Below are 12573 nucleotides of genomic sequence, written 5' to 3' on the forward strand. Positions count from 1 at the left end.
ACTCTCTCCTTTCTGGTAAACCTAATGCTCTTTGTCAAGAAAATTCGCGGACACGCCAGTTACCCCTGCGTCAATGGAAATTTCTGCCCTTGGGCAGGAGGTCGGCCATAGCGCTTCGCCGTGGATGGCCGGGAGGTGGTGCTGCAACTGCCATAGGCTGCTTCTCCCGCTTGCTCTGGCGCTGATCGACGCCCGGCTTTCTGACCTCGTCAGCATGCGCCAAAGTATCAAATCCGGCCAAATCCTTTTGCAACAGGCCGAGACGTTGCGTGGCATCGACCAGATGATCGGCCACAATGTGAATCACACCATGAGCCTTTTGCAGGCGACCGCGAAGCGAAACGAGGCGGGCGCCCATCACGACAGGCCGGTAACGCTCGAAGATCTTCGGCCAGACGATGACATTGGCCGTGCCCGTTTCATCTTCCAAGGTCATGAAGATCACCCCTTTCGCCGAGCCGGGCCGTTGGCGCACTAGCACAAGGCCGGCCACGGTGACTTTGGCGCCGTGGGGCAGGCTTTCCAGATCCGAAGCCGATTTCAATCCGGCTCTCCGCATGTCGGGACGCAGGAAGGAGATGGGATGAGCCTTCAGCGAGAAGGTCAGCGTCCGGTAGTCGCTTAGAACCTCCTCGCCCGGCAGCATGCGTGGCAAAGTGACCTCGGCCTCCAGCTGTAGATTTTCGAGTGGTCCTGTCTCGAAAAGCGGCAGGACTTCGATGGCCGCTTCTGCATCGAGTGCCTGGGCTGCCCAGAGCGCGTCACGGCGGGACAGACCGAGCGAGGAAAAGGCGTCGGCATCGGCGAGCTTTTCGATTGTGCTCCGGGGAAGGCGGGTGCGAAGCCAGAGATCACGGACAGAGTCGTATCCCCTGCCCCTGCAGGCAATGAGATGGTCCATATCCGCTTGCGACAGGCCCTTGATCTGGCGAAAGCCGAGACGAACGGCCTTCTTGGTTTTGATGACAGTCACCATCGAACGATGACGTGGAGCCATCCGGTTCGGATCAAAAGCAGCGTCTTCCTCGGAACCGGCTTCAAGGCTGCAGTCCCAGGTCGAATGATTGATATCCACGGGTCTCATGTCGACACCATGTTCACGAGCGTCTCGCACCAACTGGGCGGGCGCGTAAAAACCCATGGGTTGGGAATTCAGGATAGCGGCGCAGAAAACGTCAGGGTAATAGGCCTTGAACCAGCAGGAGACATAAACCAGCAAGGCAAAGGAGGCGGCATGGCTTTCGGGAAAGCCGTATTCGCCGAAACCTTCGATCTGGCTGAAACAGCGGGCGGCAAATTCTGGGTCGTATTTGCGTTCGACCATGCCTTCGATCATGCGCTTCTGAAAACTCGAGACCTGACCGGTGCGGCGGAAAGTTGCCATTGCGCGGCGAAGCTGGTCTGCTTCTGCAGGCGTGAAACCCGCTGCCGTAATGGCAATCTGCATTGCCTGTTCCTGAAAGAGAGGCACACCCAGCGTGCGCTTCAGAACGCCGCGTAGTTCCGGGCTCGGATAATCTATCTTCCGGCCAGCAAGTTCGTCCTCCCGGCGCTTAAGATAGGGATGAACCATGTTGCCCTGGATCGGGCCAGGTCGCACAATGGCGACTTCGATGACGAGGTCGTAGAACTTTCGGGGTTTGAGCCTTGGCAGCATACTCATCTGCGCCCGGCTCTCGATTTGGAAGACGCCGAGCGTGTCGGCTCGGCAGATCATGTCATAAACCTCGGGACACTGCTGCCCGTTGACCGAGGCGAGGTTCTCGTGGCGATCATAATGTTGTGCCAGAAGCGCAAACGCCTTGGCGAGGCAGGTGAGCATGCCGAGTGCCAGCACGTCGATCTTGAGGATCTTCAGCGTGTCCAGATCATCCTTGTCCCACTCCACCATGTAACGACCATCGGCCGTATTCATGATCGGAACGACCTCGTCCAGCCGGTCGCGGGTGATGACGAAGCCGCCAACATGCTGGGATAGGTGGCGTGGAAAGCCCTGGAGAGCTTGAGCATAAGCCAGCACCCGCCGCGTGGTCGGATCCTTCAGGTCGAGCCCGGCAGCATTGGCCTGATCTTCGGTAAAATCGCTGGTCCACCAGCCCCAGATCGAACCGGCCAGTGCTGATTGGACATCCTCTGACAAGCCGAAAGCCTTGGCCACTTCACGGCCAGCCGAGCGAGCCCGATAGCTGATAACGGCAGCGGTGAGTGCCGCATGTTCTCGTCCATAGGTTTCATAAATGAATTTGATCACCTCTTCCCGCTTCTCGTGTTCGAAGTCCACGTCGATATCGGGCGGTTCGTCACGTTCGGTGGAAATGAAACGGTCAAACAGAAGCGTGGTGTTTTCCGGGTTGACCTCGGTGATGCCGAGGCAGAAGCAGACCGCAGAATTGGCCGCTGATCCCCGACCCTGGCAGAGGATGCCGACGCTGCGCGCATGGCACACGATGCGGTAGACGGTAAGGAAATAGGGTTCGTAACGCTTTTCCGCGATGAGCTTCAGCTCGTAATCGAGTAGACCCTGAACTTTTTTCGGAATGGTCCCGGAATAGCGGTTTCTCGCGCCTTCATAGGTCAGCCGGCGTAAGGCCAGTGCAGGCGATTCGCCACCGAAACTCTCATCGGGATATTGATGGGCGAGTTCATCGAGTGAAAAACAAAGCCGGCTAAAGAACTTTGCATTGTTGACGATCGCCTCCGGATATTCCTTCAGCAATCGTGCCATTTCGCGACCGCTCTTTAGATGGCGTTCTGCATGAGCGTGGAGCCGGAAGCCTGCCTCGGTCACGGCGACATGCTCACGGATGGCGACCAGCACATCGGCAAGCGGTTTGCGCTCCGGTGCGTGATAAATGGCGTCATTGGTGGCGATGAGTGGCAGGCGCAAGTTTTGGGCGATCAATTCCAGTTCGGCAAACGTCTTGCGGTCGAGACCATCATGACGTGGGGTGAGTGCCACATAGAGTTTTTCCTTCAAGGCCGGCAGAAGACGCTGAAGGCGGAGCTCAAAAGCACCGGCATGAGTGACCTCCGGCAAGGGCGGCGGCATGGCGACAAAAAGGAGATTTCCAGACCATTGCATGAGGTCTGCCTCGTACAGCGTGCACACACCTTTCTGCGAGCGCAGGTTTCCAGCGCTTAAAAGTCGACAGAGGTTGCCCCAGCCTTTGCGGTCGATGGGATAAGCAAGCAGTTGCGGCGTGTCGTCGGCGAAGACGAGACGTGCTCCGGGTCGAAAGGCAAGACCTTTCTGTTTGGCCGAGGCATGCAGGCGAACGACACCGGCGACCGTATTCACATCGGCAAGACCGATGCCCTCAAGCCCGAGGTCAAGGGCCTGTAAGACGAGTTCCTCGGCGTGCGATGCCCCATCGAGGAAGGAGAAATTGCTCTTCAGACCGATCTCGTAAAAACAGGGGCCGGTTGCCGCAAAAGAGGATGTCATGAGAACATCCCCTGAAGAAACCATGTAGGCCGGATCGTTGTCTCTCGTTCGTAGAGTCCCTTTCGGTACAGCCAGTATCGTTGACCTATCGTGTCTTCGATGCGGAAATAGTCACGTGGGGCGGCATCCTCACCATCGGCCCACCATTCGGGCGTCAGCCGCTCTGGACCTTCGGCGCGGGCGATGCGACGCTGCACCCGTCTCCAGCGAAAGCTGGCGGGTGGGCCATCCGGAACGGCGGACATCACCTCTACCTCTTCGGGACGCGCGAGAAGACGCAGCGGTCGTAAACCGCGTACGGGCGGTTTCATGCTTTGTTCGATGGCGTGTCGGCGGCCCAGTGTCTTCAATCCGTCGGTGAGCGGGGCATGGTTCGCTGCGCGATCCGGCCAATGACTGGCGAGTGACACCGGCAGTCGAAGCGCCCTCTCCCCAAGGCGCGCAAACACCTGATCGAGGAAGCGGGCGAGATGTTCACTTCCCTCTTCCTCTTCGACTAGGCCTGCCTGGTGGATTTCAAAGGGTTCACTCAAGAGCACATTGAGACGCAGCAGCTCGAAACCGAAGCCTGCCTCCAGCTCGTCATTGAGGACGGAGAGGCGATCCTTGAACAGCGCCTTTATACGATGAGGATCGCGCAAAGGAGCGGAGGTGCCGACTTCGATGCGAAAGACGCGGCCGTCGACGCGAAAGATCAGCAATTCGAACAGGCGCCCGCCTTCATTGCGGGCTTCCAGCGAAACTTTCAGGCCTGCAGCCAGGCGCCCTGCAAGGTCCAGGATATGATCTTCGGCGACGATCGGTTCTGCCAACCGCCGTTCTGCCGAGAGCAGTGCCGGCATTCGGCGGGGTGAGATGGGTTCTCCCTCCCGACCCAAAACCTGATCCAGCCGCAGCAGGGGCGCACGACCAAAGCGACGGGTGATGGGCGCGCGGGCAGCTCCAATGAGATCGCCGACGGTTTTCAGACCGACTCTTGCCAGATCCATGATGGTTTGCGGCTCAAGACGAAGGGCTGCCATCGGCAATGGGTTCAACAGGGTTGAGGCTTCTGGTCCGGCAATCACACGCGGCCCTGCGAACCGACTGGAGGCCCGCGCAAGACCCGGCGTCGGAGCGACTGACAGCTGCACGGCAAGGCCAAAAGCAGATAGCCGCCCGGCAAGGTCATCGACGAGACAGGTTTCACCGCCGAACAGATGGGCGCAGCCGGTGATATCGAGTGCTAGACCGTCGTCGCCATCCATTGCCACCAGCGGTGTGTAGCGATCACACCAATCGGCGATCGCCTCAAGAAAGGCTCGATCCGCTGCCGGATCGGCTTCGACCACATCCAGACTGGCACAGATGGCCCGGGCCTCTGCCAAACCCTGGCCGACGCGCAGGCCAAAACTCTCAGCCATCTCATCCAGCGCTGTCAACCGCATGGTATTGGCAGCACGGGCGGCACAGACGAGCGGCGTCCTTTCAGGATGCGCGGTTGAGCATGGGGCCGAACGCCACGACAGACCCCAGCGCCTGCGTGCGATGCGATCGGTCGCGAGCCGTGGAAAGTAGAGGGAGAGGATCCGGCGATCCGATGCCGGATGTTCCGGTATCAGCGAGGGGGTGAAGGCGGCGGTCATCAGGGTTCCACTCCAGGATGAGCTCGGTCTGTCCCGGAAATCGGGACTTCTCGGCAAGGATACGAAAAGCAGGAAACCCGATGCTGCCGCCCAGCAGGGTTCCGTTGGCGAGAATACGCGCCGCCGCCGGCGCGGTTTGGACAGACAAACGAAGTGAGGCGCTGGAGGCCTCTTCTTCTCCTGCCTGCCGCAGCACAAACAACCTGCCACCCGTGCCCCGCGCCTTGAGGCTAAGGCGCCGGCTCTCGGTCAGGCCGAATTTCTTTGGATTGCCATGCACCTCCAGCACGACGCTGGAAAAGGCGCGGGAAACCAGTGCGGCTTCCGCCAGCCAAAGCGCGTCTTCGATGCGGCGCGGCAGTGCGTGAACCAGTTCTGCCGGATCCAACCCGAAATCCACGAGGCCGGGGGCATAGACCAGACCCGCCTCTCGTACGACATCCGGATCAGCGATGAAAAGCAGGCGTTTAGAGCCACCCTTTGCCGCCTGATCGCCACCCATGATTGCCAGTGCCAGCGCAAACCCGGTGGTGGTACCGGCCTGCTGAAGTCGTTCACCGCGCAGCTCCACCATCAGACCGGACATCAGCAGTTCCACCATCAGATCGTCGAACCGGAGCGTCGAGGGGAATAAGTCAAAACCCTCACGCCCTGCCCTGCCCTGCGTTCCGGCTTGCCCCTCCTGGTCAAGTCCTGCTGCCAGACGAGCGGCATGGTCCGGCTTTCCCTCAATGCGGGCAATGGTTTGCCGCAGGGCAAAAAGCTCTCCATGCGCCTGAGGGCCAAGGCCCATGACGATCTCTCCTATCCCGGATGTTCTCTATATGTTCCTAGAGATTCCAGAGCTGGACAAAAGAGTCAACCGGATTCGAATAAGAATTTATTCCTCTTCGGGATTTGCTCTCGAAATGATCGGGCAAAACGCCTATATCTTCAACCAGTAAGGAGTAATCATGGCCCGTATTGACCAGAGCGAGGATTGGCGCGAACGCCATGCCCCGACGATCAGCACGTTCGAGTCGCTGGCGATCGAGGCCTATGGCCATCTGCCGCAGGAATTCCGCGACCTGACCAAGGATCTCATCATCGAGATCACTGATTTTCCGACGGATGAAGTGTTTGAGGACATGGCGCTGGAAACGCCTTTCGACCTACTCGGCCTGTTCGAGGGGCGGGGCATATCCGAACGCTTCACCATGGAAACTGGGATGATGCCGAACCGTATCACGCTGTATCGTCGGCCCATCCTCGATTATTGGGCCGAAAACGAGGAGGCGCTGGGGGATATCATCACCCATGTCCTGATCCACGAGATCGGCCATCACTTCGGCCTCTCCGATGACGACATGGAGCGGATCGAGGAAAGCGCAGAAGAAGCCGCAGCGACGGATCGCTAAGCCTCTCCGCTCACGCCCTCACCCCTCACGGCTGACTTGCAAGCAGCATCCTTAACGCGGGACGTGATCCGCAAGAAACGGGTGGGCGAAGCCCGCAGCCGGCGCCTATCACCAATCTCCCAACCAAGGAGATCATCATCATGAACAGTCTTAACGGCAAGGTTGCCATCATCACCGGCGCATCCTCGGGTATTGGTCTCGCGACGGCGCGCCTCTTTGCAGAATGCGGTGCCGCTGTTGTCCTGAACGCTCGGGGTGTGGGTGCCCTTGACGATGCCGCTTCGCAAATCCGGCGGTCCGGCGGCCGTGCCGTGACCGTTCCGGGAGATGTGGCCCAGACCGCGACGCATGCGAAAATGGTGGAGGCAGCGCTTGGCCATTTCGGTCGCCTCGACATCGCGATCAACAATGCCGGTACTGTTGGAAAGATCGCTCCCCTCGCCGAACTTGATACGGAAATGTGGCACGACGTGATCAATGTCAACCTGACCTCCGCCTTTCTGGCTGCGCGCACGCAGATCCCGGCCATGCTGCAGACGGGCGGCGGTGCCCTTGTCTTCCTCTCCAGCTTCGTGGGTACGAGCGTCGGCCTCCCGGGAATGGCGGCCTATGGTGCTGCCAAGGCCGGATTGATGGGACTTGTGAAGGGGATCACGGCGGATTACGGGGCCGAGGGCATCCGGGCCAATGCGCTGCTTCCGGGCGGAACCGATACGTCCATGGCCGGAGACCAAGCGCAGAAGGACTGGGCAGCCTCGCTTCATGCGCTCAAACGGATCGCGCAACCGGAAGAGATCGCCGCAGCCGCACTTTTCCTCGCCGGACCGATGGGAAGTTTCGTTGCCGGCTCGGCGCTCTACGCGGATGGCGGCAATGCTGCGGTGAAGTAGTCATGCTGCGTTTCTGCCCTATGGGCTGGTCTCAATCGACATGCCGGAAACGGGACCGGTAGGCGGCGGGACTCGTTGAAAGGCGGCTGCGGAAATGATGGCGTAATGTCGCCGGGGTGCCGAAGCCTGAGGCAAGGGCAACGTCATCGACAGAGATTGTAGCCTGCCGCTCCAAAAGATCGCAGGCTCGGCGCAGCCGGCGGGTGAGGAGATATTCGCCGGGGCTGCTGCCGGTAAGGTCGCGGAAACGGCGTTGAAATGTTCGCGCGCTCATTCCGGAGCGGGCAGCCATTTGCGCAAGGCTCACTTCCTGATGCAAGTTCGCGTCGATCCAATCGATCAGCGGACCAAGCCGCTGCCCCTCATGTTCTCTGGGCACGGGTGTCACGATGAATTGTGCCTGCCCGCCTTCACGATGCGGCGGTACGACCAGGCGTCTCGCAACGCTGTTGGCTGCGTCAGCGCCAAAATCGCGCCGCACGACATGCAGACACAGGTCAATGCCGGCGGCACTTCCTGCAGCGGTAAGGACGTCGCCTTCGTCGATATAAAGGACATCAGCATCAACGTGGATCTCGGGGTAAAGCGTTGCGATCGCTTCGGCATAACGCCAGTGTGTCGTGGCCCGGCGACCATTGAGCAAGCCAGTGGCAGCCAGCACCGCGACACCGGAACACAGCGACATCAGACGGGCACCCCTCGCATGGGCGGTGCGCAAGGCGTCAAGTAACGGGGCTGGAACGGGTTCGTCGATTCCGCGCCAACCCGGTACGACGATCAGGTCCGCCTCCTCCAGCATACCCAATCCACCTGTCGTTGTGGCGGTCAGGCCGCCTGCGGCGCGTAGGGGGCCCGGCTCGATTGCAGCCGTCGCATGGCGATACCAGTTTGTGCCCATCTCCGGACGGGCCAATCCGAAGACTTCTACCGCAACACCGAATTCGAAAGTGCACAGTCCGTCATAGGCGAGGGTTACAACGCGCGGGCCGGTGAGCGGAGAGCACGACAGGGGAGGCGTCTGTGGTGCGATTGGCGTGATCTTTGTGTATGTTGTCATTCTCGCCAGTTTCGCGGAAAACCTCGAAAAGGCAAGATCCGATCGTGTCCATCCGAAAGGAGCTTTTTATGTCCAGCATTGTCAGTGAAGTGCCCGCCGCCGAATCTGCTCTTGTCGCAGCCCATTATGCCGCTCGGCTTTCCTTCGAGACGGATTGTTGGGACGTGAATCATGCATTGACCACGGGAAAAGCCGACTTCGTGCTGCTTGATGTGCGTGGGTCGAAGCTGTTCGAGGTTGCGCATGTGCCGGGCGCCATCAATCTGCCGCATGGCAAGATGACCGAGCGGAAGATGGCGGAATGGCCTGAGGATACGCTGTTCGTCGTCTATTGCGCCGGGCCTCATTGCAACGGTACTGATCGAGCGGCGCTCAGACTCGCGCGGCTCGGTCGCAAGGTCAAGGTGATGATCGGCGGCATGACCGGCTGGGCGGATGAGGGTTTTGCCGTGGAAACCGGTGTCAGTGCCGCTGCCTGATGATGTGTGAGGCCAAAGGGCGGCTGGGAGGAGCCGCCCTTTTCTGGGCTATCGGGATCAGCGTTCCCGGTGCAAGACCATGCCGGCATGGTAGAGAATACCGTCGCGAAAATCGCCGTCAGCGGTAAAGCCCGTATCGTCCCAGTATTCGATATGGGAGCCGGTAACCTCGTAACGGCCGAGATAGGCGCGCTCACGATTGCCGCGGGCCTCGACATAGCGGTTGTCGGGCAGAAGTTCATGGCGGATATGCCGGTCCTCCGTCACCCACAGGCCTACATACGGATGGGTGGCCCGGGCTTCATCCGTCATGGCGCAAGCTCTCCCTTTCCCAGCACATCGGCAATGGTTTCGGGTTCGACGACCCAGGCATAGTTCAGCTCCTGGCGGATCTTCCAGGCGCCGTCTGTGCAGGTCCAGCCGAGCTGCGAACGGCCATCAAAGGCGAGCACTTCGCCATTCAGCCGCTCCAGACGACCGACAAAGCCGAGCGTGGTGGAGGCAACCTTGCCGTCGAGCAGCTGGTCATGGCCTGAGGTCAGCCCGTGACGGACGGAGCGGGCGGCATTTTGCAGATCTTCCCAATTGGCGCCGTAGCGGGCGGAATCGGTGAAGAGCTGCGTCTTGCCGGGGGCGAAGTTGTCGTAGAACACGCCCTTCGTCTGCTTCAGATCGTAATAGCGCTGCATCTTCGTGCCGAAGACAAAGGCAGGGTCGCCTTCGCGCCGTTCCCAGCCTTCCATGATCCAGTCGCGATGCAGTTCCAGCGGGCTTTCCGCGCCCGATGTGGCGCAAGCGGCGCCAGCGGCTGCTGCGGGTGTGAGAAAAATGGGGAAGGTGGCGAGGACAAGCGCGCCGGTTAGAATCGACCTGGTGTTGGTGGTCATTGGGAAATCCTCTCGTCTTGTGGGTCCGCGCGGATCGCGTCGCCGATGCAAGGGACCCTAGACGGATGGCGCTGTCGTCGGTATCCAGCTGACAATGACCAGATTGGTGAGTGTTTCTTTACAATGATGCTGGATTTGAACCTGCTGCCGCTGTTTCTCGCCGTTGCCGAAGAGCAGAGCTTTGCCGCGGCCGCCCGCCGCCTCGGTATCACCCGTTCCGCTGTCAGCCAGGGTGTTCAGCGGCTCGAAAATGCTTGCGGCATTGCGCTTGTCGTGCGCACTACGCGGAGCGTCAGGCTGACCGAAGCAGGGACAAAACTGCTGGCGATGCTCAGCCGTCCGATGGCGGACATCGGGGCGGCGCTGGAGGATCTCAGCGGCGATACGAGACCCGCTGGACATTTGAAGATTGCCGTCACCTCTATTGCGGACGCCTTTCTCTCCGGGCCGCTGCTCGGCAGCTTTGCCGAGGCGCATCCCGATATCACCATTGATGTGACGGTCACCGACGAGACCTGGGACATTGTCTCGCGCGGCTTCGATGCCGGCGTACGGCTGGGCGAGGTGATCGAAAGGGACATGGTCGCGATCCCGCTGACGGGCGAGCAATGCGAGGCAGTGGTTGCCTCACCCGCCTATCTTGCCAGTTACGGCGTGCCGCAACATCCGACGGAACTTGCCGGGCACCGCTGTATCGCCTGGCGACCGGCACCGGAAGAGGTGCCGGCACCCTGGGAGTTCGAGGAGGCCGGACGCAGCTTCGAGGTGGCGATTACGCTGCAGATCACCACCAACGATCTTCGATTGATGCTGCGCATGGCGGTCGCCGGCGCGGGGCTCACCTATGCCGTCCGCGAGACCTTCGAGCCCTTCATCGCAAGCGGAGATCTCGTGCCTGTGCTGGAAGCCTACCTGAAGCCCTACCCGGGCTTTTATCTCTACTTCCCTAACCGTCGGAACATGGCGCCAAAGCTTCGGGCTCTGGTCGATCATGTGCAGCGCTATCGGCGTGGCCAGAGTTGGGGTTGAAGACAGGCTCCATACTTGTGCTCATCCTACCAGATGGGCGAATTCGGCGATGACCTCTTCATAGACACGGCGCTTGAAGGGGACGATCAGGTCGGGAAGTTCCGTCATCGGTTTCCACGCCCAGGCGTCGAATTCCGGCTCGTGGCCGCCGGGGGGCGGGTTGATGGCGATCTCGCTTTCGTCGCCTTCGAAGCGGAAGGCGAACCAGCGCTGTGTCTGGCCGCGATACTTGCCCTTCAATCCGATGCCGATCAATTCTGCCGGCAGGTCGTAGTGGATCCAGCGTCCTGCTTCCGCCAACAGGGAAACGGTCTTTATTCCAGTTTCCTCATAAAGTTCTCTGAGTGCGGCAGGCAAGGGATCTTCGCCAGGATCAATACCGCCTTGCGGCATCTGCCAGAGTTGTGGAGAGCCGTCATACTCGGAATTGCCGATTGGGATACGGCGCCCGGACCAGATGAGGCCGGCTTTATTGAGGACCATGATGCCGACGCAAGGGCGATAGGGCAGATCCTCAGCCTTGACCTCAGGTCTTGTGGTTTCGTTCTTGCTCATGATGTCCTCAAGGTCTGTTTTCATTGGCGAGCGCCGAAACGCCGACGAATTCGATGCCGCGGGCTACCGCCTCGTTTCGCCATTCGGCAACGGCTGCAATGGTTTCGTCAAAGGCGGCACCGACGCCGATCGCCTGGCCATTGCGACGGGCAATACGTTCCAATTCGTCCAACTTGGCGAGGATCGCCGGGCGATCCACCTGACCATCGATAACGACGTCGGCATAGGCATGCGGAAAGCCGATCGCCTTGGCAAAATCGCCTGACAACGACCGCGCTGTCGAACCGTCATCCAAGAACATAAGGCCGCGATTGCCAATGTCGCGCATGACAGGGTCCATGGCCTTGTCGTCGGCGAGAAAGCGGGCGCCCATATAGTTCATGATGCCGGTATAGTTGGTAATCTCAGCCATGGCCTTGTGCAAATTCGCAAGGTTACCAGCTGCCCGCTCTTCCGCGAGAAGTGTACCGCGACCGGGATCATTGGATGGATAATCAAAAGGCTCCATCGGAACCTGCAGGACGATCTCATGACCCTTGCGGCGTGCATCCTGCATCCAGCGCTGCAGGCTGTTTCCGGTGGCAGCAAATGCGAGGGTAATGTCTTCGGGCAAATCGCGGATAGCCTTCTGGCTGCCCGTCTGGCTGAGGCCGATGCCGCCGATGACGATGGCTATGCGGGTGCCGCGCGCACCTGACCAGGGGCGGGCGTAGAAATCGAAAGGTCTCAGACCGCTCGAGGATATGATGGGCAGGTCGCCTTCGGCAGTTTGCTCAATCAGGTCTTCATTCGGCTGCCCGGCCAGCCGTGGATCCTGGGTCGTATTGGCACCGATGATGATCGGACCCTTGCGGCCGGTCGGGGAGAATGTCGTGACGACGTTGCCATCTGAGGTCTTGGTGTGACGGACATTGGCGCCATCCTGGGGACCGCTCGTCCTGATGCCGGCGTTTTCGCTTGCAGGGGGGGCGTCCGTTGGCGCTTCAGCGATTGGACCAGGCTCGGCTTGTGCCGCCGTCAGGCTGACCGGCGGATCGTGCCGCAGATGCAGGGGTGAAAGGGTTGTCCAAACAGAAAGACCGGCCAGGACGATGGCCGCGAAACCTGACGACAACGTCGAAAGGCGGAGGTACCGCTTTCTGCGGCCTCCGCCTTTTCGCTCAAGACCAAGCGGCCCATGCAAATCCATACGAGACTTCCAAGATCCTG

12 protein-coding genes are annotated in these 12573 nt (G+C 60.2%); 4 read left to right on the forward strand and 8 right to left on the reverse strand.

Annotated elements, in window-relative coordinates; all coding sequences use genetic code 11:
• Positions 1-70: 70 nt before the first annotated feature.
• Genes DFO46_RS17250 through DFO46_RS24165 form a run of 3 tightly spaced genes read right to left on the reverse strand, consistent with a single transcriptional unit; the run spans position 71 to position 5671 of the window.
• Positions 71-3445, reverse strand: a complete 3375-nt coding sequence (locus tag DFO46_RS17250) for an error-prone DNA polymerase (protein ID WP_120278340.1) — start codon at positions 3443-3445, stop codon at positions 71-73.
• Positions 3442-5013 carry a DNA polymerase Y family protein gene (locus tag DFO46_RS17255; RefSeq protein WP_281039961.1) on the reverse strand — a complete coding sequence of 524 codons (1572 nt, stop codon included), beginning with the start codon at positions 5011-5013 and terminating at the stop codon, positions 3442-3444. The genes DFO46_RS17250 and DFO46_RS17255 overlap by 4 nt, the downstream gene beginning before the upstream one ends.
• Positions 4913-5671, reverse strand: a complete 759-nt coding sequence (locus DFO46_RS24165) for a hypothetical protein (protein WP_245422632.1) — start codon at positions 5669-5671, stop codon at positions 4913-4915. Before DFO46_RS24165 ends, DFO46_RS17255 begins: the two co-directional genes overlap by 101 nt.
• A 352-nt stretch (positions 5672-6023) precedes the next feature.
• Between DFO46_RS24165 and DFO46_RS17260 the strand changes: the two genes are divergently transcribed.
• Positions 6024-6467 (forward strand): metallopeptidase family protein, encoded by a 444-nt coding sequence (locus tag DFO46_RS17260; protein WP_062281683.1) that lies wholly within the window; start codon positions 6024-6026, stop codon positions 6465-6467.
• Positions 6468-6607: 140 nt separating this feature from the next.
• Complete coding sequence (locus DFO46_RS17265) at positions 6608-7357, forward strand: SDR family oxidoreductase (protein WP_120278342.1); 750 nt, start codon at positions 6608-6610, stop codon at positions 7355-7357.
• 31 nt (positions 7358-7388) lie between these two features.
• Here DFO46_RS17265 and ftrA read toward each other — a convergent pair whose 3' ends face one another.
• Complete coding sequence (gene ftrA / locus DFO46_RS17270; protein ID WP_120278343.1) at positions 7389-8414, reverse strand: transcriptional regulator FtrA; 1026 nt, start codon at positions 8412-8414, stop codon at positions 7389-7391.
• A 68-nt stretch (positions 8415-8482) separates the two neighbouring features.
• Between ftrA and DFO46_RS17275 the strand changes: the two genes are divergently transcribed.
• A complete protein-coding gene (locus tag DFO46_RS17275; protein ID WP_120278344.1) occupies positions 8483-8893 on the forward strand; it encodes a rhodanese-like domain-containing protein in 411 nt (136 codons plus the stop codon).
• A 57-nt stretch (positions 8894-8950) separates the two neighbouring features.
• Here DFO46_RS17275 and DFO46_RS17280 read toward each other — a convergent pair whose 3' ends face one another.
• Positions 8951-9205: an Atu4866 domain-containing protein gene (locus DFO46_RS17280; protein WP_110791365.1), complete on the reverse strand. Its 255-nt coding sequence runs from the start codon at positions 9203-9205 to the stop codon at positions 8951-8953.
• Positions 9202-9780, reverse strand: a complete 579-nt coding sequence (locus tag DFO46_RS17285) for a hypothetical protein (RefSeq protein WP_245408890.1) — start codon at positions 9778-9780, stop codon at positions 9202-9204. The genes DFO46_RS17280 and DFO46_RS17285 overlap by 4 nt, the downstream gene beginning before the upstream one ends.
• A 123-nt stretch (positions 9781-9903) precedes the next feature.
• On the opposite strand from DFO46_RS17285, the gene DFO46_RS17290 reads away from it, so the two are divergent.
• Entirely contained in the window at positions 9904-10809 is a 906-nt protein-coding gene (locus tag DFO46_RS17290) for a LysR family transcriptional regulator (protein ID WP_120278345.1), read from the forward strand.
• Positions 10810-10830: 21 nt separating this feature from the next.
• Here the strand turns inward: DFO46_RS17290 and DFO46_RS17295 are convergent, their stop codons facing one another.
• Positions 10831-11364: an RNA pyrophosphohydrolase gene (locus DFO46_RS17295; RefSeq protein WP_120278346.1), complete on the reverse strand. Its 534-nt coding sequence runs from the start codon at positions 11362-11364 to the stop codon at positions 10831-10833.
• A gap of 7 nt (positions 11365-11371) precedes the next feature.
• Complete coding sequence (locus DFO46_RS17300) at positions 11372-12553, reverse strand: divergent polysaccharide deacetylase family protein (protein WP_120278347.1); 1182 nt, start codon at positions 12551-12553, stop codon at positions 11372-11374.
• Between the last annotated feature and the right edge of the window lie 20 nt (positions 12554-12573).

This window comes from Rhizobium sp. AG855, from assembly GCF_003610655.1.
GTDB lineage: Bacteria > Pseudomonadota > Alphaproteobacteria > Rhizobiales > Rhizobiaceae > Allorhizobium > Allorhizobium wuzhouense.

Bases quoted from the DNA above. Each gene is read 5' to 3' on its own strand.
- DFO46_RS17250 (WP_120278340.1), bottom strand. From the start codon at position 3,445: ATGACATCCTCTTTTGCGGCAACCGGCCCCTGTTTTTACGAGATCGGT.
- DFO46_RS17285 (WP_245408890.1), bottom strand. From the start codon at position 9,780: ATGACCACCAACACCAGGTCGATTCTAACCGGCGCGCTTGTCCTCGCC.
- DFO46_RS17300 (WP_120278347.1), bottom strand. From the start codon at position 12,553: ATGGATTTGCATGGGCCGCTTGGTCTTGAGCGAAAAGGCGGAGGCCGC.
- DFO46_RS24165 (WP_245422632.1), bottom strand. From the start codon at position 5,671: ATGGTGGAACTGCTGATGTCCGGTCTGATGGTGGAGCTGCGCGGTGAA.
- DFO46_RS17280 (WP_110791365.1), bottom strand. From the start codon at position 9,205: ATGACGGATGAAGCCCGGGCCACCCATCCGTATGTAGGCCTGTGGGTG.
- ftrA (WP_120278343.1), bottom strand. From the start codon at position 8,414: ATGACAACATACACAAAGATCACGCCAATCGCACCACAGACGCCTCCC.
- DFO46_RS17275 (WP_120278344.1), top strand. From the start codon at position 8,483: ATGTCCAGCATTGTCAGTGAAGTGCCCGCCGCCGAATCTGCTCTTGTC.
- DFO46_RS17260 (WP_062281683.1), top strand. From the start codon at position 6,024: ATGGCCCGTATTGACCAGAGCGAGGATTGGCGCGAACGCCATGCCCCG.
- DFO46_RS17265 (WP_120278342.1), top strand. From the start codon at position 6,608: ATGAACAGTCTTAACGGCAAGGTTGCCATCATCACCGGCGCATCCTCG.
- DFO46_RS17295 (WP_120278346.1), bottom strand. From the start codon at position 11,364: ATGAGCAAGAACGAAACCACAAGACCTGAGGTCAAGGCTGAGGATCTG.
- DFO46_RS17290 (WP_120278345.1), top strand. From the start codon at position 9,904: ATGATGCTGGATTTGAACCTGCTGCCGCTGTTTCTCGCCGTTGCCGAA.